Genomic DNA, 24819 nt, shown 5'->3' with positions numbered 1-24819 from the left:
TTTGCATGGCTGCATAAAATTAATATCGTAATATTGCGATATAATAATTAAAACAATGGGAGTTACTAAAACAGAAATCTATACTGAAGAGCAAAATAAACTGGCTTCTCTGCTTAAAGTTTTGGGGCATCCTGCCAGAGTAGCTATTTTACAATATATCATTCACCAAAAAGCATGCATCTGCAATGATCTGGTTGAAGAACTTGGTCTGGCTCAGGCTACGATCTCTCAACACTTGAAAGAACTGAAAAATATCGGGATCATCAAAGGTTCCATTGATGGGAAATCTGTCTGCTACTGCATTAATGAAAATGTGTGGAAAGATATTCAAAATGAATTCAATGCATTCTTTAATCAGGATGTTACTATAAAACAATGCTGCTAAGGCATTTTTTTTGAATCAAATCATCGTAATATTGCAATATAACATTATAATTTTAATCTTTAAATTTTAATCACTATGAAATTATCAGAAATCAAAGAAATTCTTCCGACATTGGAAAATGTTGAATTTCAATTGGAAAACGGCAGTTTTATTCCTGAACATTTCCATGTTACGGAAGTTGGTCAGATTATAAAAAAATTCATCGATTGTGGCGGCGTTACCAGAAATGAGATAATCATCAACTTTCAGTTATGGGACGCTGATGATTATGAACATCGTCTGAAACCCGGGAAGCTCCTTCACATTATTCAGCTTTCAGAAGAAAAACTGGGAATAGAAGACACGGAAATTGAAGTTGAATATCAGGGGGAAACCATTGGTAAATATGATTTAAGTTTTAATGGAAAAAACTTTGTCCTGAACAATAAGACCACGGCTTGCCTTGCCCAGGAAGCCTGTGGAATTCCTAACGAAAAGCAAAAGAAAAACCTTTCTGAGTTCTCTGTAAACCCTTCATCCTGCAATCCTGCTTCAGGCTGCTGCTAATACCTTAGAATGCTATGTATCAAAAATTAGTAAACACCATACAATCTCTACAGTGGGAAAATATAGATACTGATAGAAAGGGAGTTCTGGAGCCATTGATCAGTTTCATTCAGCAAAAGGTGGATGAAGGAAAAGAAGTCAATATCAATTTTATCTGTACTCACAATTCACGCCGCAGTCATTTGTCACAAATCTGGGCGCAGGCAGCCTCTTCCTACTTTGCTATTCCGGGTGTTCATTGCTATTCCGGGGGAACAGAAACAACCGCTTTGTTTCCCAAGGTGGCAGAAACATTAGCCGATCAGGGCTTCAGTATTTTCAGCATTGCTGAAACAGCCAATCCCGTGTATGCAATACAATATGATGATAATGATTTGCCTATGATAGGTTTTTCAAAAAAATACGACAGTCCTTTCAATCCTGTATCCGGATTTGCAGCGATTATGACCTGTTCACAGGCAGACGGTGGATGTCCGTTTATTCCCGGTGCTGAAAAAAGAATTCCTATCACTTTTGAGGATCCTAAAGTTGCGGACAATACTCCGGAACAGGCAACGGTATATGCTGAAAGAAGCTTGCAAATTGCAGAAGAAATGTTCTATGTTTTTTCAAAAATCAACCAATCATCATGCAGCCAAGATTAAAGTTTCTTGATCGTTATCTTACTTTATGGATATTTCTGGCCATGGGTATAGGAATTGCTTTAGGGCATTTTTTTCCAGCCATTCCTGAGATGATCAATTCACAATCCATTGGAACAACCAATATTCCTCTGGCGATTGGGCTCATTCTCATGATGTACCCGCCATTGGCTAAGGTTGACTATTCTCTTCTGCCATTAGCATTTAAAGATAAAAAAGTAATTGGCGTTTCTTTATTTCTCAACTGGATAATAGGACCAGTCCTTATGTTCGGGCTCGCTATCCTTTTTTTAAGACATGAACCTGATTATATGGTGGGTCTTATCCTTATCGGGCTGGCAAGATGTATTGCAATGGTACTCGTCTGGAATGACCTGGCAAAGGGAAATAGAGAATATGCAGCTTTACTGGTTGCATTGAACAGTATTTTTCAGGTATTTACTTACAGCTTTATGGTATGGCTGTTTATCAATGTACTGCCCGATCAATTGGGCCTGGCCAGCTTTAATGTAAATGTTTCTATGAAAGATATTACTGAAAGTGTACTCATCTATCTGGGAATTCCGTTTTTGGCAGGTTTTATCAGCCGTTATATCCTGATAAGATCAAAAGGCACCGCATGGTACAACAGAAAATTTGTCCCCGCAATATCCCCCGTTATATTATATGCCTTATTATTTACCATTGTACTGATGTTTAGCTTAAAGGGAAGCAAAATACTGGAGCTGCCTATGGATGTAGCCAAAGTAGCCATACCGCTTATCATTTATTTTGTTTTGATGTTTTTTGTGAGCTTTCTGATCAACAGATCATTAAAGATTCCTTATGATAAAAATGCATCTATCGCCTTTACCGCTACCGGAAACAATTTTGAACTGGCCATTGCTGTAGCAATTTCTGTATTCGGCGTTCATTCACCGCAGGCATTTGTAGGAGTCATTGGACCATTAGTAGAAGTCCCGGTATTGATATTACTCGTGAAAGCCAGTGTATTTATGAAAAAGAAATGGTATCCTGAATAATCTGACCATCAGAATAAGAAAAGCATCACTGTTTCGGTGATGCTTTTTTGTTGTAATTTCAAGTTTTAATACATTTGATTTTCTCCATATTTATAAACCGTCTTTTCATCCCAAACAAATAATTGGATAGAGGTAAATGGTTTTATTTTATATGAGGATCCTGTGCTTTTGATGTCAAAGCCTTGTGCATCGTACTCGTTAGCATTTAATACCAGTATTCGCTGGCCTGGAAAACATTTTCCTAGTGTAAAATGCGTATTGGGATCTGTACATCTAATGACTAACATTCTATTATCAGAATCATAATATTGAACTCCAGACTGCTGTTCGATCATTCTATGAGATAATCTCATTCTATTATCTTCATTGGTAATCTCATCATCAAGATAGGCTAACTCTCCGTTTGGAATAAATAATGTATTAGGTTTTTCATCCTTTGATTTAAAGTTGTCGGTAGCTTTTACTGAACCTGAAACATTTACTTTATCTGCACCATTAGCTTTTGTACCTATACCAATCCTGTAATCTCCTCTATTGAAATTAATACCTTCCCAACCATCATACGTACTTGAATATTTATAATACTCATCTTTTAATACCGTTAAATAGAATCCATCTTTTTTATTATATATACCAGATTCTCCACCATGATGATTATCAACAACAAATAATCCGTTACCTGTGATATTTGTAAACTGCTGGTTTAGTATAATCCCATCATTGGACATATTATTCCAATGATCAATATTACTTTGTGAAAAATCGGCGTCACTCCACAGTTTATACCAGTTACTAGACCATTTATCATCAATCCCTTTTCTTATTTTAAGCATAGGGATTCCTGCACCATTTATCTCCGTTTGATTAGCAAAAGCTAATTGGTATGAAGAATCTCCAGTGGATGCAGTGGTACCATCCCAAGGAGCATAAGTCATTACACCTGCATAATTTCCAGTACCTCCAACATGTCCAGCGTTAACAAAATCAAATCTAACTCTACGAGAATTGCCATTGGGTGCAACAACTGTATTGGGATCTCTTGAACCATCTCTTGAGGTAATAAAATAGTTTGAAGCTAAAACTCCGGTTGAATTGGTCAAATTTATCCATTGGCCGTCTTCACCTTCTGGCAGACCGGTTAGCGTTTGATTGGCAAAATTAGATGACACCCAAGATCGAGTAGCCAAGAATACATACCCATCTGTTTTATGATATATATAAGGCGCATCTGTGGATAAACCATTGGAAAACCCTAATGTTTCAGCATTTTCTGAAGAATTAACTTTATGATCAGGATTAAAATTATTAGTCGTCCAAAGCCTTTCTCCATCTGACAACAAAGGAATATTACCTTTTTTCGTCATGACTGTTGTATTAACACCCTGCCAATACTCTAAGTGATCGCTGAATAAAGGGAAATCTATTCTATGATACCATGTATTACTTCCTGCAATGTGTAAAGAGTTACCATAAGTAGACGGAAATCCAGTACCTGAGGCCCAATCTGTAACACTTAAAGGAAAATCAGTTTTTACCGAAGCTGCATCTTGATGTAATCCTCTTTTCGCTAAGTATTCGCCAGGATTAAAATTACTGGAAGTCCAGGGAATAGCACCTTGAATTTTAACAACACCGCTATCTGAACTTAATAATAAATCACCACTATTTACAGCTCTAACGGCAAAATTATCTCCTGAACCTCCCCCTGCAGCGGCGCCTCCATCGGCTCCCATATAAGCGATAGCTTTAGTCCCATCATACTTTTCCCAAGTCAAATAATTTCCTGTTTGCGCAGTACTTTTCCATCTCCCTAACATCGCTGGAGACTCCATATTAAAAGAGCCTGTCATGGTACCGCCATCTTTTCTAAGGTAATTTCCTAGCTCGGAAGGTGATACAAAACCTGATAAATCAGAATATTCAGCAAGTCTTTTCCAAGGGGTTTGATTTCCTCCATACCAGGTTTTATAATAAACACCTTGTTCTTTAGAGGTTGGTACAAACAGTGTAAAACCTAAATCTTTTGATGTCTTAGAATACCCATTAAAACTTGCAAAAGTTCCTTCAAGTGTTTTATTGGCAAGCTCACCATCAAAATTAGCCCCTGAGTTGGCTGTTAAAATACTTTGTAATCCATTGGGCACTAATTCAGATTGATTATAGACTCCTGCTCCTTTATTTATATGATAATAATTATCTAAATCCGCCTGACTTGCAGGATTTGTTAAATTATTGGTTGTCCAAAATTCCTGGAAAGTCCCCCAATCAGCAGCATCGTAATTTTGTTTGACAAAACCTATTCTATCATTATATTTAGATGAAACAATAGCTGTCGACTTTTTAACATCGCTTCCTGAGTATGAAGACATCCATAAAACATCTGACCAGCCAAAATTAGAATTACCCATTTGAGTAGCTTCTAACATTTGTAATTTTAATTTACCTGGTCCAAAATATATTGAATTAGGTTTTTCTTGTCCTCCTCCTACATAATCTGCACCCAGGTAATTATTTGCATCATAATCTTTATGTTTCCAATCTCCGGAATTACCATCTATTGCTGAAAATATTCTACCATTATTTTGTACAAATGTTTTATATCCTGTAGAACTTGCATCACCAAAGTGAAAATTAATACCCTCACCTAAGACATGACCGCTACCTTGAAAATAAGAAAGTCCATAATTATCAGCATTAGCAAAAGACCAAATTCTATTTCTTTCATTTACTTTGTAGAATCTGTTTTGAAAACCTTCATCAGATTGAACAAAACCTTTTGAATGTATTCCATTGGCAGGAATAAATTGTGAATCAGTATAAGCAGAAGATGCCAGTAAACCACCTGATAAAATGACTTGCGCTGCATTTCCATTGAGTCCGCCTATAGGTTTATCTGAATCCAAGGCCCAATACCCGCCAACATTTTTCTTTTCCCAAAATATATTTTCAGAAACGAGTTCTTCTTTTGTAAGGAGATGTTTAAGGTTAATTTGAACTCTTTTTGTGCCTCCCGGGTCTGGATTATCCGAAATTGAAGTAACCCGGTTTCTACCCTGGTCTAAACCTCCATACCCAATAGTTAATTTTGCATCAAATCCTTGCCAATACCCTAATCTTGGAAACCAGAAAGTTAATTTTCCATTAGAATTTAAAGCAATAATATAATTGAAATAAGATAGTGTAGAATATCCCCCTTCAGAAATTATAGTATCATTGTAAATATAACCCTGAAGCTTAAAGTCCAATGGCAAATAATTTCCATTACTATACATATTCCCTTTTATTTCCAGAAGAAACGGCTCTCCATAAGTAACTGAATAATCTACATCAGTTTCAATTAAAGTACCGCTGGCAAAATCTCGTGATGAATGGATATAAGAATCTTCTTTCTTTCTACTATCATAGTCAGCACCACCTCCTGTTAAAAAGTAGTTATCAGAAGAACCATTCTTTCTAAATCCTTCAGCCTTTACATGTTGATAATGATTACTCGTTCCCACTCCAAAATGAAATCCATCATCTCTTAAAGTAAGCGTAGAAGATATAAATCCTGTTTTCCAGAATGTAATACCTGGTTGCGATCCATCATCACTTCTCACCCATAGATTATTGGCATATTCATCTGGCGAACCAACACTCATAAAAGATTTTTGACCATTTACAAATTGATGGGTACTTAAAGTCATTACATCTAAATCCGCAATAATCTCAGCTTTTGTTCTTTGAGATATTTTCTTTGTCGTGGGGTTCCAAACCAACACAGAACCTGTATCGTTTGGAACACTTTTCACAATGATTTCGCCTTCTACATCGATGTGATTGTTAAAATATTCAGGTGCTATTAGTGATGCCATTAATCAAGTCTTGCGGTTAAAGTAATTCTATATTCATCCTGAGTAAGAGGTGCCAAAACATCTATTCGTATATCATTGGCAGAGGTCGTTACACAGCTTACATTTATTTTTCTATTATCCGTTGTACGGTAACAGATATAATCAACATTCCAGGTATTCCAATTATGATTAATGGGAAAAGTAACGGAAGAACCATCTCCAATCAGCACTGTTTTAGATTTGATCTTTGCATCCAAAACAAATTTCGTAGATCTTGGAGTCATCGCTTTAAGGGTATCTGTTCCTGCAATAGCTTCAACTTCTGTAGCGATTTGAATGAGTCCTTTTACACTCTCTGTAGCATCTACAATGTCAGGAATTCCTTTTTCTATAATCTGATAATTTTTAAGAACATTTGAAGCATTATCAGTATTAGCAATAAGGTGGTCACCAATAGAAACGGGTTCACTTCCAACCCAGCCATTAGCGGTAATAACCCATACCATTCCTGTTTTAATGACACCTGAAGTAATGGGTAGTGGCGCTGTCATTGAGCCTTTAACAGTAGAAGGAATATACCCTCCCGGTTGATAAATCAACGCTCCTGTAAGGCTTTGCCCCACTAGGTTTTCGATATAAGTTTTAATCTTATTGGACGACCATGTAAATGTACCTGACTGTACTGCATCATTCAGGAAAATAGAGACAATATCTGCATTGCTAAGATTTCTACCTGCTATTTTGATAACATGTCCTGAACTATTGGTCAGTATCTGACTTAGCAATAGAAGTCCGCTTGTTTGATCCGTTTGAAATGGATTATTGGTCAGTGGATAATCAGGGTGTACATAATTTTGGGCCAGATTAATCCATTTAGTTCCGTTCCATTGGTGCAACTCACTTTTATAATCAATGATCCAGCCTGGGAGCGCTTTATCCGTACTGGGAAGCGTATCAAAATATTGAAAACGGGTATGCTGAAGCTCTCCAAAAAAATTATCCTGATGGGCGTTATTACTTATTACTGCGTTATTATTCATGTTTTTTTATTTTTTTATGGTTTAACTTTTAAAATGAGAATATTAATGGGATGAACGATATCGCCAAACATCTTAACCTCTATGGTTTGGTTGGTTGCGTAATCGTCAATATTTATTTTTTTACCCGTAACACTGTCCCGGGCCTGGATGATTACATTTTCCGTTTCAAGGGTATTAGGAAATACTGTACTTTCTGTGACTTGTACCACTGCACTTGTAGGGGTCTGTGATATCAACAAAACCTTATCATAGATTTTCTTATTAAATTCCTGTTGATTTTTCGGGCTGCCTACCCCATCATAGTCAAGTAACAGCTTTACTTTATCTTCACTCGTTTCCCCTGAAAGAGCTTTTAAAGCTTCAATATCCTCCCGGCTTTTCTTAATAAAATCCACGATTTCCTGAAGTTCATCTAAAGACAGATCATTGGATAACAGCAATTTTTTAATATTTTCTATCTTCAGGGCTAAGTCTTTATCAACATTTTTCAGTTCATTAACAAAGCCATCTATCTGTATTTTAGTGTACGCATTACCCAATTGATCAGCACTATCAACCGTAGCAACATTGCTGATTCCCAGTTTACTTTTCCAGCTAGTAACATGAGCTGGGGTTAGATTACCCGCATTCAGTAAAGCCAAGTATTCCGAATGGGCCTTTGGGTCTTTTAAATGCGCCTGAAATGCCTCTGCACTGGCAAATAATTGAAAAATATCCTCAAACCCCTCAATACTTCCCATAGGGATTTGGTCATCCTTATGGTAAAAAGATGAAAATGTTTCTTTAAACTGTGCTTCTGTTGGAAAATCTCCAGTTTCAAACCAACTGAAAATTGTTTGTAATGGTGTACTCATGTGTTTTTTTGAAAATTACTTTTGATAAAATTGATAAGTGGAGAAAGAGCGATATCGCTCAAAGCATAATCGCCTTGAATGAAAGTCTATAGTTCTTGAATCCAATGACTATTCACATTATTCAGAGCTCAAAGTTCAGATTTATTCAGCTCTTATAAAAGTTTTTCGACCTTCCTATTCTGTAGTTGCAGTATCCTTTATTTTTATGAAATCGGATGATACTGCTTCATCATTTCAATGTTCAAAATTCCTTTTTTAAAAATTCCTGTGAAAGTTTTTTGGCCTCTCCATTCTGTAGTTGCAGTAAGTCTGCTGTACTTCTAAAAAAATATAAATAAGCCTTTTTCAATAGTTTCATTATTTATTTCAAATAATAATACAGGGTAAGGATGTACTGAAAGTTTATTTAAGAACCAACCGGTTATGCTAATAGTGAAAAAGGCTCGGATTATAAAATCCGAGCCTTAATTTTTTTCCTATATCCAGCAAAAAATTCAATTAATCTGAATAGAAAGTATGATTCACTTTATTCGTAACTTTAATCCTTTTATTTGATGCAAAGAAATGACTCGAGCGCTCTATTTTAAGAAGGTTTTAATCTACTTAAATGTACCTATTTTTACTTTTAATCAGAGTGATAAATTCCGTTACTATTAGCGGCAAACCCAATATTATATCTGTTTTTATAGTAGGTTTATTCAAGTATGTCGTTACAGCATTTATTTTAAATCCTATTTAATTATCTGCATTTTTATGGAAGATTCTTAATGAGACCTTCTGTTGGGGTAGTAAGTTGGTTTATAATATAAAGCTGCGTTTTATCGTTTAATAATACATTGTAAACAAACTCTTTCTCAGCTTTATAATTCCAATTTTTAAGTTCAGTAAATTTTTTCTTAATTAGGTTTAAATGGATCTTATTATTTTTGGAAACAATGATCACTTTAGATAATGGTGTAGCTTTCATTTTTTCTATGCCAGCCTCTGTAATACGATCTTCTTCTTCCGACATAGAACAATATGGAAAATATGTACTGAAAATATCAAGATCCTTTTCATTCTCCGTCATAATGTACCGGTAGGTCATCGTATTGTCAAGCTCATTGATCCAATTGGGATAATCCTTTTCATACAATCTAATATATTCGTCAATAAACTCTTTATCAATTGATTTTTTTTTGATAATATATTCTTTCACTATGGGATAGATCTTTTTTGCCATGAGGTTGATATACTTTCTATTATACCAATCCGTAGTATCTGGCTTTTTAATTAAGCTTTCATAAACATACCCATTTCCAAATGCAGTTGCTAAGGATTCGTTTAAAAGCAAATAAGCATAAGTGCTGTATTTTGAAGTGTTTTCCTTAAAATAACTATAAATATCTTTTTTCAAGTTAAGGGATTGTTCATCATATATAATATGGAATGCTTCGTGGAGCATAACGCTTACTAATAAATTAAAATCATCAAAATCATTTTGTATAGCACATACAGCATTATTATAAAATGCTTCTGCGGTAAATCCTGGTGAATCGGGTAATGGATAGAAAACAACCTCGAAAGGAATAGAATAATCCCAATTTGAATTATAAAAAGTCAAACCAATTTCAAAATATTCTGAAATATCTTTGTCAATTACATAATTAGAAATGTCTTTGATCTGCTTTTCAAATTTCACCTTATTCGGATTATAAATCAATTCATTATATATAGGGGTAAATTCAGAAAGAATTATAACTAACTCATTTATTGAATTATTAGGAAGGAGTCCGGTAGAATTTAATTTAAATTCTTTTAAGCTTGAAGCTGCAATTAAATTCTTTTTTAAAAGAGCTTCTGTCATTCCGGGGAATTTTGAACCGTAAGGATAGCCATAAAATTGAAAAGTATAGTCTAATTTTAGATTATCAAATTTTGTAATGAGTTCCTGATATTTAATTGTATTAAATATCGAGTTTTTAAATACTGTTTTAAATGGATTATCACCACGATGGGTACTGAGCTTTTTTAAAAAAATAAAAACACTTAAGGGTTCTGAATATTTGATATGTAGAATCGGCTTTTGTCCAGGGATTAAAACCGTAATTATTAAAAACATAAATACTAATAAACTATTTTTCATATTTCCTGTGTAATGTATTAATTCTTAATAGGATATTAAACTAAGTCTGATGAGTAGAAATTATTTTTAACACTATTCATTGATAATTAAAAGACAATATTGTTGACTTAAAAGTTACATAGATGAAATCATATACCAACAAGACTCCCAAAGATTGAGATATTTACCTTAATTACAACAGCATTTCAAGATACCCTTAACAAGAAACTCAGACCATGCTTATAGTAATATTATCTTTAGCAGTACTTTCTTGCTACTCAGGAGAAATCCTCACAGCATAACTATAATCATTATGATTTACTCACTTTGCTCTTAAAGAGAAGTCCATTTCAATCCTTATTACTTGATGGAAAGAAAAATGATTCGAGCGTTCTTTCTTAAAGAAAAGCAAAGTATGAAGAAATTGCATCGCTTATGTGGTTGTTTAGAAAAAGTATTGAAATTGATTACCTCTTTGTCTCTTTATCTTATCCATTAAGAATAATTAGTCCCTTGCGTGAAAATGTCGATCCTACTCCCATGGTTGAATATATCGCCCAAAACTTTTGCGAATGGTTCTGTTGAAGTTTGAACCTGTTTATCTAGAAATAAAAAAAGCCTTGAATCAATTGATTCAAGGCTTTTCTGCGGAGAGAGAGGGATTCGAACCCCCGGACCTGTTACAGTCAATAGTTTTCAAGACTATCGCAATCGACCACTCTGCCATCTCTCCCTAAACTCCGGCTATACCGTTGTTTTCAGTGGTGCAAATATAGAACGATTTTTATTTTCTGCAAAACTTTTGTAACACAAATTTTAACAAAAATTAATAATAGACTAGAAATCAAGGGAATTATTTTCATTGAAATCTTATTCATCAAATCAGTTTTTGGATAAAGCATTACGATTACAATCAATTCATACCATTCCAAAATACTTATTAGAAAACCAACAGGAATACCTTAATCTTCCGAAAGAGCAGATGAAGGCTTTAAAAGAAGAAAATAAAAAAAGGGATAAACTCTTCCATATAAAGAATAAAAAACGAGTTCCACTGGAAGTCCTTTTTATTTTATAGCCATCAAAAACCGTCCCCCCTTTCCTTTAACCTACTAGAGCTACTTTTGAAGGGCTTGTATACCTTATCAGTGATAAGAATAGAGTATATTTGTAACACCCTATAACAGAACTAAAAACTAATAGCACTATTTTCAAATGTTTACTCAATCTTTTATCAAAAACACGGTTATTACCGCTTCCTTAGCATTCTCTTCTATGGCTTTTGCACAGAAGATGCCCATATCAATACTTCCATCCGGCCACCTGATTGTAGGGGCTGAAATAGATGGTAAAAAGGGGAATTTTATATTTGATACCGGAGGAGGGATCAATCTTTTTCTGAATAATTTTTCCAAAGATCTCGCACCAAAAGAAACATACAACTACCTAACAGCTTTCCGGGCAACGGGCGAAAAAATGACCATTCCTCTCTTCAAATCAAAAGAGATTATTTTTAATGGTAAAAAATTTAAAGATACCTGGTATGCTACTCATGAGATGGAGATCAAAGGAATTGATGGTTTAATTTCCCTTCCAATGCTTTATGACACAGAGTTTATCATCGATTATACGACCAAAGAACTTATTTTTCCAAAAGAAAAGCTGAGCAGCAAAAAAGTGATGGATATCCAGCTGTCTACCAATGCAGATCAGTCTCTGGATATTACGGCCTATGTACTTTTGAACAATAAATATAAGATCAACGTTCTCCTGGATTCCGGCGCTGGCAAAGATTCTTTTTGGCTGAGTGAACGCCTGATGAATACCCTGAACATCAAAAAAGAAGGTCTGCAGGTAGTGGAGAAAAAAAGTGAATTCAATCCCGATTTGACAACTAAGTTTTATAAAGACAGCATTAGCTCTATTTCGTCCTCTTTTGCAACCGTAGAAAAACCTGATGTATTTTTTGTAGAAGGTCTTATTTATGAAGGTAAAACGAGTATCAACTGGCTGGGTAAAAAGTTAGGTTTCAATCTTAAAGAGAAGAAAATATATATTTTGGATTAAACAGAATAATAAATGCAAAAAACGGCTTTCTAATGAAAGCCGTTTTTTATATAAATTGCGGGGAAGACCACCCCGTCAAAAATTCTTTGAATTTTCGCCACCCCTCCAAAGGAGGGGAATAATGAGGTGTTCAGTTGTTATATAGGTGGTAATACCTGGAAAATAATGGCTACTCTCCTGCCGGCTCAAACAATTCGATCTTATTGCCCTCCGGATCAAGAATGTGAACAAATTTTCCATACTCATAGGTAGCAATCTCATCCAGAATCGTTACTCCTTCTTTTTTCAGCTCTTCTACCAAGGCTTCAATATTCTCTACGTGGTAATTGATCATAAATTCTTTTGTGGAAGGCTCAAAATACTGGGTAGACTCTTTAAAAGGGCTCCATAGTGTATATCCTTTCTTATCAGATTCTGCTTCTCTCCAGTCGAATTTAGTTCCGTATGGGCTGGTTTCCAGTCCCAGGTGGGTTTTGTACCATTCGTTTACTTGTTCAGGTTCTTTACACTTAAAGAAGATGCCTCCGATAGCGGTTACTCTTTTCATTTTTTATTCGTTTTTGTTCAGTTGATAGTTTCTTTAGATGCAAGTTTGGATTGTTTTGCAATTTCACAAATATATCAATGTTTTGGCGAGTTGTTTATTGATTTCTTAATTTTTTGATGAAGATTGTTGAGGAAACGCTAAGGCGCTAAGAATATTAAAAAAACATACTGTTTTAGGGCGCAAAGATTTTATCTCCGATAAAATTGATATCTGAAATTCTTAAGTCTCTTGCTGATTTTGGAAATGAAGCAAGTAAATTATTATAAAAAAAATCTGCGTAATCAGCATGATCTGCGAGAGCATTGTAACTTAAGCCATACCTGCTGAAAACCTTCTGAAACATTTTATAATATTAAACCATTAAGATGAATTAAATAATTAAGAATAATAAGATTAGGCAGCACACTTTCTAAAACATCTTTGATGTTTCCCTTAACTTTCCTTCACAACTTCAAATTCCTTAATGGTTCAAAAAGTTTAAAAAAACCTTACACCCTTGTGTTTTCTCAACACAATAACACAAAAAAAGCGCACCCATTGGGCACGCTTTGTATTCTATAAACTAAATATTACTAGTGTAATTCAGCTAAATATTTCTCTGCATCCATTGCAGACATACATCCGCTTCCTGCAGCGGTAATAGCCTGTCTGTAGATATGATCCTGAACGTCTCCAGCAGCAAATACTCCCGGAAGATTCGTTCTTGAAGAACCTTTTTCAGTAACGATATATCCATTTTCATCAAGATCTATCTGACCTGCGAAGATATCAGTATTCGGTTTGTGACCAATTGCGATAAAGATTCCTTCAACATCTACTGTAGACTTTTCCTGAGTCTGATTATTGATGATCACCGCTCTTTCTACAAGGCTGTTTTCACCTTCAATTCCGATTAGTTCGTGGTGAAACTTCACTTCGATATTCGGGGTATTTTCTACTCTGTGAATCATTGCTTTTGAAGCTCTGAACACGTCTTTTCTTACCAATAAGGTTACTTTCTTACATAGTTTTGCAAGGTAAGTAGCCTCTTCTGCTGCAGTATCCCCTGCTCCTACTACCACTACATCTTTTCCTCTGTAGAAGAATCCATCGCATGTAGCACAAGCTGAAACCCCTCCTCCTGCATATTTTTTCTCATCATCAAGACCTAGGTATTTTGCTGTAGCTCCTGTAGAGATAATGACTGTTTTTGCAAGGATTTCTTTGTTTCCTGCATATAATTTGTGAACACCGCCTACTTCCTTCGAAAACTCAGCTCTGGTGATCATTTCATAATGAACTTTGGTATCAAATCTTTCTGCCTGTTTTTGCAGATCCATCATCATTTCAGGACCTGTAATCCCTGCTGGATACCCTGGAAAGTTATCAACTTCAGTAGTGGTTGTTAATTGTCCGCCTGGCTCCAAACCTGTATACAATTCAGGTTTCAAGTCTGCTCTTGCTGCATAGATAGCAGCGGTAAAGCCAGAAGGCCCAGATCCAACGATCACACAATCTAAAATATTTTGCTCCATAATTTACTTGTTCGAAAAGATTTAATTAAGACCGCTAATTTCGTAATTTTTACTGTCTTTTTAAAGTTATTTTAATGATACTTGTCAATATCTGATATGTTGAATTTCGATGGTAATTGTTGGGAGGGTTAGGATTCGAGTTCTGGGATTCGGGGTTTGGGCGGCGAAAATCTAACACTCCTGTTTTCACTCGTACCTATCATATCTAGAATCACGTATCTCGCTGCCTCGCAACACGCATTACACTTTCATCTTAATCTTATCTACATTGATAATCTTGTACACAAGCTCTCTGATCAGTTCTGCATCGCCCATATTCACTGCTCCAAGGCCTTTTCCTTTCATATCGAATTCACGTAAAATAGAAATGACTCTTGTGGCATGTTTTAAAGGGTAAAGTCTTGCGCTTTCTGCGTAGTCTTTGACAAAATAAGGGTTTACGCCCATCTGTGATGCAATCGTCTGTGGAGACTGCCCCGCCATGGTCTGGTAGATAATAACGTTTGAAAAATAATTGTAAAGGCTTGCCAGCATCATTACAAAAGGATTATTCTTCGGATTCTTCCCCATAAAATGGGCAATTTTAAAGGCGGCATTGGCATTTTTGGTTCCCAAAGCCTTTTGAAGTTCAAAAATATTGTATTCTTTACTGATTCCGATATGATTTTCAATGATCGCCCCGTCAAGGATTTCTCCTTCTTTAAGGATCATCTTTAGTTTGTTCAGTTCATTGGCAATTCTTGACAGGTCGTTTCCAAGATACTCTGCCAGAAGATGAGAGATATTGGGCGCCGTTTTGATACCAAGCTTTATGCATTCATCTGATATCCATTTCGGAAGGTTATTTTCCTTCACTGACTCACTCAGGAAAAGCGCTTTGGCTTTGTCTAATGCTTTTGCGGCCTTTTTTCGGCTGTCCAGTTTCTTATGTTTGTGTGCGAAAACCAAAACCGTAGAAGGAATTGGATTTTCTACATAAGATTCCAGAATTCTGTTTTCCTCTTCATTCAGTCTTAAATCCTGAGCTTCTTTCACAATAATCACCTGTTTGTCCCCCATCATTGGAAACTGTCTCGCCAGAGAAAGCACCTCCTGATAAGAAGTATCTTTTCCGTAGGTAACCGTTTGGTTGAAAGCCTTTTCATCTTCTTCCAAAAAGCCGTGTTCAAGAGCTCTTACAGCGACATCAATAAAGTAAGCTTCTTCTCCGTGGAAAAAATAAATAGGTAAAACTTCTTTATTTTTAATATTTTTGAGGATTAAATCTAATTCTTTCATCTTATTAATGGAACTTCCAAAACTGAATTTTCAGGAAACTTTTGATTTTAAATTCAAGAAAGACAAAGATAAGTTTTTTATTTATGATTTGGTTCGTAAAACTTATCTTCTACTCACTCCCGAGGAATGGGTAAGACAGCACTGGATACATTATTACCTTACTGTAAAATCCTATTCTACATCGGCCCTCATTACCGAAAAGAAGATCATTTTGAATGGTCTTACCAAACGTATTGACCTCTTGGTTACTGAAAAAACGGAACCTGTAATTTTGATCGAATGCAAGGCTCCACAGATCAAACTCACGGAAAAAACATTTGAACAAACAGCCAGATATAATTCCATTATTGGAGCCAAGGAAATCATACTGACCAATGGGCTTCAGCATATCAACGCTTATTATAAAGACGGGCAGTATCAGTTTTACAGACCGGAATAAATAAAAGCAGGGATTAAATGTAAAATCACTCTCAGCAGTAATTCTCAACAATATTAATTATGAAAATAAAAAACATCATATTCGATTTCGGAGGTGTACTCATGGACTGGGATCCAAGATATTTCTTCAAAGAATATTTTAACGATAACGAAAGAATGGAATATTTCCTGAAAAATATCGCCCAGGATGAATGGAATATAGAACAGGACAGAGGACGAAGCCTGGCTGAAGGAACAGAAATACAGGTGAAAAAATTCCCTGAATGGGAAAAAGAAATCCGCGCTTTCTACGACAACTGGACGGTCATGCTGAAAAGTGACATCCCACAAAACGTAGAAGTTCTGAGAAAGCTTAAAAACACAGACTATGATCTGTTTGGATTGACCAATTGGTCCGAAGAAACCTTCCCTTACGCATTAGAAAACTATGATTTCTTCCAGATCTTTGAGGGTAAAATTGTAGTCTCCGGAACAGAAAAACTCATCAAACCTGATCCTAAAATCTGGCATGTGCTGCTAAACAGATACAATATAAAAGCTGACGAATCGGTTTTTATTGATGACAATACGAAGAATATTGAAATGGCAAAATCACTGGGTTTCATTACCATTCAGGTGCATCCTGATACAGATTTAACAAAAGAATTAAAGAAAGTTGGAGTTGAAGTTTAACCCTTTTAAATATTTCCTTAATTTTAATACTGTTTTAGAATCACTAACTCACAAATAATTAATTATGATACGTTCTATCTTATTAACCACAATGATTATGGCTTCAGGTACCTTTTTCAGTCAGAAACTTAAAACCGTTTCTTATCAGGATGGTTCTCAGAAACTGAATGGTCTGATCACTTCTAATGCAGGAAAAAAACTTCCGGGAGTATTGATCCTGCCCGCCTGGAAAGGAATTGATGAAGAAGCTAAAACAGCAGCTATTGAACTTGAAAAGCAAGGTTATATTGCCTTTATCGCTGATATTTATGGTGAAGGGAAAATTCCTGCAGACAACGAATCTGCTGCAAAAACTTCAGGATATTATAAACAGAACCACCAGGAATACCAGAAAAGAATTTCGCTGGCTTTGGAGCAGCTGAAGAAAAACGGAGCAATTTCTGATAAAGTAGCTGTTATTGGCTATTGCTTTGGAGGTACGGGGGCGTTAGAATCCGCGAGAGGACATCTGCCTGTTGCAGGGGTTGTTTCCATCCATGGCAGTCTTACGAGAGATCAGAGCAGAAAAAATGAAGCTTTAAGTGCTAAAATTCTGGTTGAAAATCCAGCTGATGATAAAAGTGTAACGCCTGATGATTATAATAACCTCATCAAAGAGATGAACGAAGGAAACGCCGACTGGCAGATTATCACCTATGCTCATTCAAAGCATACGTTTACAGATCCGAAATCACCGGATTATAATGCAGTAATGGCTAAAAGAGCCTGGAATCATACTCTGATGTTCCTGAAAGAAATACTGAAATAAGAATAAAAAAGGCAAATCCGCTCATTGCGAATTTGCCTTTTTAATTTTCCCTTTATATTTTATCCTGTTATGGTTTTGCTTGCAGCTCAACATCATATTTTTTTGGAGAATATTTGGTCAGAGATCCTGTAGCCGCATCAATTCCCACTCCGATAGCACCCCCCAGAATAATATTCAGCAAAGTCACAGCATTAAAGTTTTTTGTCAATTTTACTTCTTTCTTCTCAAATCCTTCTTTTTCAAATGTAATCATCTGCTTACCCAACGCTCTTGGGATTTTCGTCGTACAAGGTGTTGTACATTTTTCGATTCCTTTGTGAAATACTTTTGCACCTTCAGGAGTTGAAGAAAAAGCTATTGAATCCTGAGTTCCTGTAAAAATAGTTGCACATGAAGTAGTAGAAAGTGTGATCCCCAGCATGAGTACAACTGCTAATTTGTTTTTCATATATTTTAAATAGTTTTTTTAAGCCCGCGAACTTACAAAATAATTTAAAACAACCCCTATAAATTTTGAAAAAACTATGAAAAAACATAGATTTCATAGGCATTTTGAGAAAATAACTCTCTTTTAACAGGGTATACAAATCACAAAAGCGCACCAAGGTGCGCCTTTTCATCAATATTAGTTTTTACCGGTACCTATTTATTTCTTTATCAATTGCAGTGATCCGGAGTTTCCGTTACTGGAACGCCAGTTGACATAATAGGTTCCTGATAACGAGGTTTGAATATCTATGGGTAGTTTATTAACCCCAGAGGTCACATCTGTTTTATATTGGTATATGCTTTTTCCTGCTATATCTGCTACATTTACAGTAATGGATTCTTTTCCTAAAGCCATGTATTCAAGTTCTGCGTATCCATTACTTGGATTTGGGTAGAGTTTCATTTTATTATTCTGCTCAGTTGCGCTTGATTTGCTTACAGTTGGAGTAATAGGAGTACATGGATCACATAGATGGCAGAAGAATTTTGTACATTCAATAAGGTATGTAGTGGAGCTGGTACGGGTAAGAATTACTCCATATCCAAAGCTGGTATCAGGACCTGCACAATACCATAGGCCACGATCCATCTCACTTGTCTTAAATCCCGGAATAATTGTGGTAGATCCCCCAATAGTAGTTGGAACTGGATAATATCTACTGGTCATTCCAGGATTAGAGAAAGAAACTCTAAAGGTTCTTACTGTTGCTGGATTTCCCGGAAAGGTAAAAAGCTGTGGAAATGTATAAGTAAAGGTATTGGTAGTACCAGTGGGTGGGTTTTGAAGGAAAGTGTTGGTTTCTGTTGTTGACCCTGACTTAATTTCCAATGCTACAGGAGACGGCAAATTCCCTGTTGCTCTTGTTATTTGCACTTTTGTGCTAGAAGGAAGAGAGGGAACACCAGGATCAGTAATTATTATTATCTGGGCACTTAAAGCCGTGTTACAAAATAAAGCGGCAAAAAGAAGAAAGCCTGCTTTTCCTGCTCTTAAAAATGAGCCTGATGATCCGAAGATCTTAGTTAGAGTTTTTTTCATAAAGGTATATTTTAATGATAGCGTTCTTTATCATTCGGGACGCCATTGCCGATAAACAGGTACAAGTTGTCTCTTTTTTAAAGAAAAAAAAAGAACAAATGAGTAAGTGAGCAGAATAAAAACCTAGTCGAGTCTATTGATACTTTGAATGAGCAGAACAGTAGTAAATATGATGTATTAAGGCATTTCCCATTCTGGAGATTTCTCTATATTAGCCTGAAAACTATGTATCATTACCGTCTCATATTATTCCTGTTGTTTCATAGCCTGCTGATGTACAGTCAGAAGCCCCAACTTCGTCATTATAGTTTAAGTGACGGGTTACCCAGCAATACGGTGTATTCAGTATATCAGGATAGCAAGGGGTTTATGTGGTTCTGTACCAGCTGGGGAATTTCCAGATTCGACGGGCATCATTTTGAGACTATCACCAGTAATCATGGACTTCCCGACAATGAAACATTTCAGGCATGGGAAGATTCCTGGCAGCGTTTGTGGGTAGGCACTTATAACGGAAGTCCTACCTATATCTATAATGGCAAGGTATATTCTGTACAGAATGATAAGCTCTGCCGCCTTATGGAAAAAAGGGGAATCGGTTTTTATGACATTGCCCCAAGATGGGATCTTTATTCTAACCGGCATAAAAAATATATTATAGGTAAAAATGATATTTCCAATCCAAAAGACAGCACATCACAATCCCCCCACATGCATTTTTCTGATCAGGGCAATGATTATTATATTTCTGCAAAAAAGATAATAAGGAAAAATCATGCGGGATCAACAATAGTGCATGTATTTAAAGAAAGAGTAGTAAGATCTTGTTTTTATCTGAACGGACATTTGTATGTAAGGTATATCAATTTATTGTATGATATCGTGTTCAAAGAAGGCAGACCTGTGGTGAAAAAAATTGAAATGCCCAGCAATATCCTTGACGTTACTGTAGATAGAAACGGTAAAATATGGAGCTGCACCACCAGTGGAGTTCTGGAATATGATCCCGATAAACCTTCGGGTCAAAATCTCCAATATATTGCAATGAAAGGCATTGTAAGCTATAATAGTTTTATAGACAGACAAGGCAACTGCTGGTATGCTACGAATGAAGGAGTATATATGCAGCCTGCCAATAAAACACTAATATATACTACAGCTGATGGGCTCATAGATAATAATGTTTTAACTGTAAAGTATCTACCGGGCGGAAAGCTTCTGGCAGGATACAACAACAGTGCAATTATGATAAGGGAGAAAAATAGTTTCAAGCCATTATATACTCTGGGTGACGGGCAATGGAACAGACTCCGGTATATTCTATCTATTGATGATGACCTGTTTTTAGCAGGAACAGACCGGGGATTATTTAAATGCAGCCTTACTCGAAATACCTACACGAAAATTCTGGAGTTTTCTGAAAAATCAGCAGCTATCAGAAATAATACAATACTGATAAGCCAAACCGGTACTCAAAATAGAAATCATCTTATCTATGATATTAATACCGGAAAGTTTACTGAACTTCCCAAACTGAATACCTCCGTTGCAGCTCCCGCTACTGCTATTGACTCCAAGGGAATCTACTGGTTAGGAACCTTGCAGGGATTATTCTATTACGATCCGGCTTTACATCAATTCATTCAGGATCCGGCTTTAGGCAGAAACCGCATCACCTCTCTCAATTTTTTGAAAGGCAGGCTTGTTATCAGCACTCATTCTGATGGTATTTTCATTCGTGATGGCCAGAAAGTAATTAGGTTGAATAAAACCAATGGACTCATTAGTAATATTTGTGAAAAAGCCTATATAGACGAGAAGGAAAAGCTATGGATCAATACAGACAAAGGATTATCCAGAGTTACCTTTGATGATCGCATGCGCTACTCTATTTATCACTTTTCAGCGGCTGACGGAGTTCCGAGCCATATGATCAATGCGATTACTTTTGGCGAAGGAAAAGCTTTTCTTGCTACATCCAATGGGATTATTGTTATCAACCAGGACCAGGTCAGCAAAAGCCAGCCTTATAAAGTCTATTTCCTGAAAGCCTCCTTCAAGGACAGCATCGTTTATTATCCTAAAAAGATCAGCCTGAAATACAATCAGAATAACGCACAAATCTCCTATACCGCTATTTCTTATCTGGATGAAAAGGATATTAAGTATAAATATCTTCTGTCGGGAGCAGAGAATGATACGGTGATTACAGAAGAAAGTACATTAAATCTGGGAGCTCTGAAGCCTGGTAATTATCATCTCAACATCTGGGCCTCCGGAAAAAATAATATATGGAATAAAACACCCGCTGTACTGGCTATTGCAGTAAAACCTCCATTCTGGGAAGAACTTTGGTTTATGGGAGGAATATTCCTGTTACTGCTGGTTTTCATTATCATTATATACAGACACCGTGTCAATATTATCCGCAAAAAAGAAGCGGAGAAAACGGAAAGAAAAAAAATGATTGCTGAACTGGAAATGCAGGCTCTCCGCGCTCAGATCAACCCTCATTTTATCTTCAATGTCCTGAATGCCATCCAGAATTATTATGGTAAAGAAGATGAATTGAATGCCAATTATTATATGGCCGCCTTTTCGGACCTGATCCGAAAGACCCTCACCCACTCCAAAGAGCACTGGAATACAATCGATAAAGAAATGGCTATGCTGAAAACTTACATTGAACTGGAACAGATGCGTTTTAAAAATCACTTTACGTATGAGATTTCTGTAGAAACCGGATTGGAACAATTAAAAATCCCCACCATGCTGCTTCAAACCTATACTGAAAACTCTATCAGCCACGGATTGAGACATCTGAAAACAGGAGGAATTCTTCGGATTTCATGCACCCAAAGCGAAGATTCTATCATATGCATTGTAGAAGACAATGGCGTAGGGTTTGAAAAAGCCCGTGAATTCGACAGCAGACCGGACGATTATAAATCTATGGGCTTGAAAATTACTGCCGGCAGAATTTCCGCCATCAATGAACTCTATGGAACATCTATTTCTACTAAGATCACTGATAAAAATACCATAAGCCCCTCCACACAGGGAACAATCGTCAAAATAACCATCAAAAACACTCCTTTTCTATGAGCAGAATAAAATCTATTGTAGTAGATGATGAACAGGAATCACGTGAAACCCTTCTTCGTTTCTTATCCAAATATTGCCCGGATATTGAAATAGCAGGGGAAGCCGCCTCTGTAAATGAAGCCGCTGAGGTCATCAGAGAAACATCTCCGGAACTGGTATTTCTGGATGTCAATATGCCTGTTGAAAACGGGTTCAAACTATTTGAAAAGGTATCCGATATTAATTTTTACACCGTATTTGTTACCGCTTATGATCAGTATGCTGTACAGGCATTCAAACATCATGCGGTGGACTATCTTCTAAAGCCCATTGTGATTCATGAATTGATCCTCACCGTGAATAAGGTGGCTAAGCTTTTGGAAGATAAAAATAAAATCCAGCAATTATCTGCCCTGCTGCATCATATTAAAAGTCCTGCAGAGCAGAGTAAAATAGCGCTGCCAACCATGGAAGGTCTCGTCTACGTTCATACCATGGATATTGTGCGCCTTCAGGCTGATGACAATTATACTTTGATCTTTTTCAAAGGAGGAAAAAAAATGATGGTATCCCACACCCTCGCCTATTTTGAAGAAACACTGAAAGAGCAAGGTTTTGTTCGCATCCATCACCAACACCTGATTAACCTCCAGCATGTTGAAAAATATATCCGCGGGCGGGGTGGCTATATCATTATGAGTGACGAAACTTCTTTACAGGTATCACAAAGGAAAAAAGATGAGTTTCTCCGGATTATTAAAAGAATGAAATAGCAATTTTCAGCAAGAAAAAAAGGCAAATCTGCTGTTTTGCAAATTTGCCTTTCTATTTTTTAAACTTTTTTAATCTCCTTATTCTTCCCTGTGCACGAGCTCCATAGAGAATGCAGGAAGACAGATCGCAAGATATTCGCAAGGTTCCGAAAACGGATTACTATACCGAATTCTCGCTCCTTTTTCAATAAGAATACTCTGCCCTTTTTCCAGAACTACCATCTCACCATCGATTTCAAATTGCTTTTTCCCTGAAATAATATAAGTAAATTCATCAAATTCAGGGGTCTGATGAGGTTCACTCCAGTCCGGAGGGGCTACCATATGAGCAATCGAAACATTGGAATTCCCGGTGGAGTTTCCCCAATGCTCTTCAATCAGTTTTCCGTCTGTAGTAGGAACTACAAATGGAGATTGCTGAATTTTATATTTTTTCATACCCAGTCTCCTTTTTTGATTTCATATACAAAGTTGGTTCTTGTAGGCTCTGCAAAATAAGCGACTTCTTCTTCGGCTATTTTTTGCCCGCCAAGCCTTTCCAAAGCTTTTTGAGAACGAAAATTCTCTTTTCCGATATGGAAATGAGCCTTATCTACAAACTGAAAGATATAATCCAGCATCAGCTTTTTAACCTGCGGATTGATCCCTTTACCCCAGGATTTTGTCCCATAGAAAGTATATCCTATAAAAATATGACTATCCTCTTCATCAAAGTCGTAATAACGGCTGCTTCCCAATACATCTCCGGTAGCTTTCTCTATAATTTTGAAAGCACCGCCACTCTCCATAGCTCCTGTAAAAAAGTTTTTAAAAACCTCTTTCTGGTAACGGTCTTTGTTGGGATGCTGTTCCCAAACTTTAGGATCGGAAGCTACTTCATATAAAGATTCAAAATCCCCTTGCTCTAAGGGGATTAATTGAAATTCTTCATTCTCTAAAACAGACTGAATAGAAAAATTCATTATTTAGCTCTTTTTAGTTGAATCAGATTCTATTTTCTTGATTTCTTTCAATTTGTCAGAAATCTTGATTACTGTATCTAATTTTGATGGCTTCAATGGAACTTCTGCCTGAGCCATATCCCATTTGATCACTAAGTTCCCTGAGTTTTCATCTGTAGGATTCAGAGTAATTTCAAACCACTCCTGTTTGTCAGTAAGTTTATTAACCGGTACCATAACATCTACTACATCCTGTTTAGGATCGTAAGTGTAAGCACCCCATTGTTGGAAATCCTTATTCAGGATCACCTTCCATTCTTTTTCTGTAGGAACAATAAATAGCCCGTATGTTCCTGCCGGTACAGTTTTTCCACCGAAATTAACGGCTTGTCCGAAAGTAATTTTCGTAGATGAGTTAGCCCCTGCTCTCCAAACCTGGCCATAAGGAACCAATTCTCCGAAGATCTTACGTCCCTTCACTCCTGGTCTTCCGTAGTCGACAGAGATTTTAGACATTGAAAACTGCTGCTCAACCTTCTGACGCGGACTTGCTGCCGGCACAGAATAATCTTGTGCAAAACTGAATGCTGAAATTGAAATGCAAACTGCTGCTATTAAATTTTTCACGTGTAAATTTTTGCTTAAAATTACGAAAATCAAAATAAAACAGCTTTCTCTAATTTCAATAATTTTTATTTTACCGATATTTTTCTATTAACATATTATTCCGGCCAAATCCTTTTT

The 24819-nt window shown here is 36.3% G+C and carries 23 protein-coding genes and 1 tRNA gene; 10 read left to right on the top strand and 14 right to left on the bottom strand.

What is annotated here, in order from left to right; genetic code table 11:
- Window positions 1-55 precede the first annotated feature (55 nt).
- The 4 genes from C1634_RS08015 to arsB all read left to right on the top strand — a co-directional run bounded on the left by C1634_RS08015 (window position 56) and on the right by arsB (window position 2594).
- Entirely contained in the window at window positions 56-385 is a 330-nt protein-coding gene (locus tag C1634_RS08015; protein WP_103235672.1) for an ArsR/SmtB family transcription factor, read from the top strand.
- Between the two features lie 75 nt (window positions 386-460).
- A complete protein-coding gene (locus tag C1634_RS08010) occupies window positions 461-931 on the top strand; it encodes a DUF6428 family protein (protein ID WP_109738192.1) in 471 nt (156 codons plus the stop codon).
- 14 nt (window positions 932-945) lie between these two features.
- Window positions 946-1575 carry an arsenate-mycothiol transferase ArsC gene (locus C1634_RS08005; RefSeq protein ID WP_103234159.1) on the top strand — a complete coding sequence of 210 codons (630 nt, stop codon included), beginning with the start codon at window positions 946-948 and terminating at the stop codon, window positions 1573-1575.
- Entirely contained in the window at window positions 1560-2594 is a 1035-nt protein-coding gene (gene arsB, locus C1634_RS08000; protein ID WP_103234160.1) for an ACR3 family arsenite efflux transporter, read from the top strand. The genes C1634_RS08005 and arsB overlap by 16 nt, the downstream gene beginning before the upstream one ends.
- Before the next feature lie 65 nt (window positions 2595-2659).
- Here the strand turns inward: arsB and C1634_RS07995 are convergent, their stop codons facing one another.
- From C1634_RS07995 to C1634_RS07975, 5 genes are all read right to left on the bottom strand, one after another.
- The gene (locus C1634_RS07995; protein WP_109738191.1) at window positions 2660-6448 is read right to left on the bottom strand and encodes a hypothetical protein; all 3789 of its coding nucleotides are present in this window, start codon (window positions 6446-6448) and stop codon (window positions 2660-2662) included.
- Window positions 6448-7467, bottom strand: a complete 1020-nt coding sequence (locus C1634_RS07990; RefSeq protein ID WP_103234162.1) for a hypothetical protein — start codon at window positions 7465-7467, stop codon at window positions 6448-6450. The genes C1634_RS07995 and C1634_RS07990 overlap by 1 nt, the downstream gene beginning before the upstream one ends.
- Window positions 7468-7481: 14 nt before the next feature.
- Window positions 7482-8321 (bottom strand): hypothetical protein, encoded by an 840-nt coding sequence (locus tag C1634_RS07985; protein WP_103234163.1) that lies wholly within the window; start codon window positions 8319-8321, stop codon window positions 7482-7484.
- Window positions 8322-9072: 751 nt separating this feature from the next.
- On the bottom strand, window positions 9073-10446 hold the full coding sequence (locus C1634_RS07980) for a hypothetical protein (protein ID WP_109738190.1): 1374 nt from the start codon (window positions 10444-10446) through the stop codon (window positions 9073-9075).
- 627 nt (window positions 10447-11073) lie between these two features.
- Window positions 11074-11158: transfer RNA gene (locus C1634_RS07975), tRNA-Ser, on the bottom strand.
- A gap of 482 nt (window positions 11159-11640) precedes the next feature.
- Here C1634_RS07975 and C1634_RS07965 point away from each other — a divergent pair.
- A complete protein-coding gene (locus C1634_RS07965; protein WP_109738189.1) occupies window positions 11641-12492 on the top strand; it encodes a pepsin/retropepsin-like aspartic protease family protein in 852 nt (283 codons plus the stop codon).
- Between the two features lie 169 nt (window positions 12493-12661).
- Here C1634_RS07965 and C1634_RS07960 read toward each other — a convergent pair whose 3' ends face one another.
- The 4 genes from C1634_RS07960 to holA form a co-directional block, all read right to left on the bottom strand.
- Window positions 12662-13039, bottom strand: a complete 378-nt coding sequence (locus C1634_RS07960; RefSeq protein WP_109738188.1) for a VOC family protein — start codon at window positions 13037-13039, stop codon at window positions 12662-12664.
- A 172-nt stretch (window positions 13040-13211) separates the two neighbouring features.
- Window positions 13212-13382 (bottom strand): hypothetical protein, encoded by a 171-nt coding sequence (locus tag C1634_RS25950; protein WP_165835286.1) that lies wholly within the window; start codon window positions 13380-13382, stop codon window positions 13212-13214.
- A 229-nt stretch (window positions 13383-13611) separates the two neighbouring features.
- The gene (gene trxB / locus C1634_RS07955; RefSeq protein WP_103234558.1) at window positions 13612-14553 is read right to left on the bottom strand and encodes a thioredoxin-disulfide reductase; all 942 of its coding nucleotides are present in this window, start codon (window positions 14551-14553) and stop codon (window positions 13612-13614) included.
- 240 nt (window positions 14554-14793) lie between these two features.
- Window positions 14794-15831, bottom strand: coding sequence for a DNA polymerase III subunit delta (gene holA, locus C1634_RS07950; protein ID WP_109738187.1), 1038 nt, complete (start codon window positions 15829-15831; stop codon window positions 14794-14796).
- Window positions 15832-15838: 7 nt separating this feature from the next.
- Between holA and C1634_RS07945 the strand changes: the two genes are divergently transcribed.
- The 3 genes from C1634_RS07945 to C1634_RS07935 all read left to right on the top strand — a co-directional run bounded on the left by C1634_RS07945 (window position 15839) and on the right by C1634_RS07935 (window position 17749).
- The gene (locus C1634_RS07945) at window positions 15839-16270 is read left to right on the top strand and encodes a type I restriction enzyme HsdR N-terminal domain-containing protein (protein WP_109738186.1); all 432 of its coding nucleotides are present in this window, start codon (window positions 15839-15841) and stop codon (window positions 16268-16270) included.
- Window positions 16271-16329: 59 nt separating this feature from the next.
- Window positions 16330-16941 (top strand): HAD family hydrolase, encoded by a 612-nt coding sequence (locus C1634_RS07940; RefSeq protein WP_103234555.1) that lies wholly within the window; start codon window positions 16330-16332, stop codon window positions 16939-16941.
- Window positions 16942-17005: 64 nt separating this feature from the next.
- Entirely contained in the window at window positions 17006-17749 is a 744-nt protein-coding gene (locus C1634_RS07935) for a dienelactone hydrolase family protein (RefSeq protein ID WP_103234554.1), read from the top strand.
- A gap of 67 nt (window positions 17750-17816) precedes the next feature.
- Here the strand turns inward: C1634_RS07935 and C1634_RS07930 are convergent, their stop codons facing one another.
- Window positions 17817-18197, bottom strand: a complete 381-nt coding sequence (locus C1634_RS07930) for a PEGA domain-containing protein (RefSeq protein WP_103234553.1) — start codon at window positions 18195-18197, stop codon at window positions 17817-17819.
- A gap of 198 nt (window positions 18198-18395) precedes the next feature.
- The gene (locus C1634_RS07925; protein ID WP_109738185.1) at window positions 18396-19277 is read right to left on the bottom strand and encodes a T9SS type A sorting domain-containing protein; all 882 of its coding nucleotides are present in this window, start codon (window positions 19275-19277) and stop codon (window positions 18396-18398) included.
- A 225-nt stretch (window positions 19278-19502) separates the two neighbouring features.
- Here C1634_RS07925 and C1634_RS07920 point away from each other — a divergent pair, with 225 nt between their 5' ends.
- Window positions 19503-22382, top strand: coding sequence for a sensor histidine kinase (locus C1634_RS07920; RefSeq protein ID WP_109738184.1), 2880 nt, complete (start codon window positions 19503-19505; stop codon window positions 22380-22382).
- Window positions 22379-23134 carry a LytR/AlgR family response regulator transcription factor gene (locus C1634_RS07915; RefSeq protein WP_103234362.1) on the top strand — a complete coding sequence of 252 codons (756 nt, stop codon included), beginning with the start codon at window positions 22379-22381 and terminating at the stop codon, window positions 23132-23134. The genes C1634_RS07920 and C1634_RS07915 overlap by 4 nt, the downstream gene beginning before the upstream one ends.
- Window positions 23135-23212: 78 nt before the next feature.
- Here C1634_RS07915 and C1634_RS07910 read toward each other — a convergent pair whose 3' ends face one another.
- Genes C1634_RS07910 through C1634_RS07900 form a run of 3 tightly spaced genes read right to left on the bottom strand, consistent with a single transcriptional unit; the run spans window position 23213 to window position 24702 of the window.
- Complete coding sequence (locus C1634_RS07910; protein WP_103234363.1) at window positions 23213-23572, bottom strand: cupin domain-containing protein; 360 nt, start codon at window positions 23570-23572, stop codon at window positions 23213-23215.
- Window positions 23569-24096 carry a GNAT family N-acetyltransferase gene (locus C1634_RS07905; RefSeq protein ID WP_103234364.1) on the bottom strand — a complete coding sequence of 176 codons (528 nt, stop codon included), beginning with the start codon at window positions 24094-24096 and terminating at the stop codon, window positions 23569-23571. Before C1634_RS07905 ends, C1634_RS07910 begins: the two co-directional genes overlap by 4 nt.
- A gap of 3 nt (window positions 24097-24099) precedes the next feature.
- The gene (locus tag C1634_RS07900; protein ID WP_109738183.1) at window positions 24100-24702 is read right to left on the bottom strand and encodes a DUF2911 domain-containing protein; all 603 of its coding nucleotides are present in this window, start codon (window positions 24700-24702) and stop codon (window positions 24100-24102) included.
- Window positions 24703-24819: the final 117 nt, after the last annotated feature.

This window comes from Chryseobacterium viscerum, assembly GCF_002899945.2.
GTDB classification, from domain to species: domain Bacteria; phylum Bacteroidota; class Bacteroidia; order Flavobacteriales; family Weeksellaceae; genus Chryseobacterium; species Chryseobacterium viscerum.
This window is presented reverse-complemented; position numbering and strand designations above follow the sequence as displayed.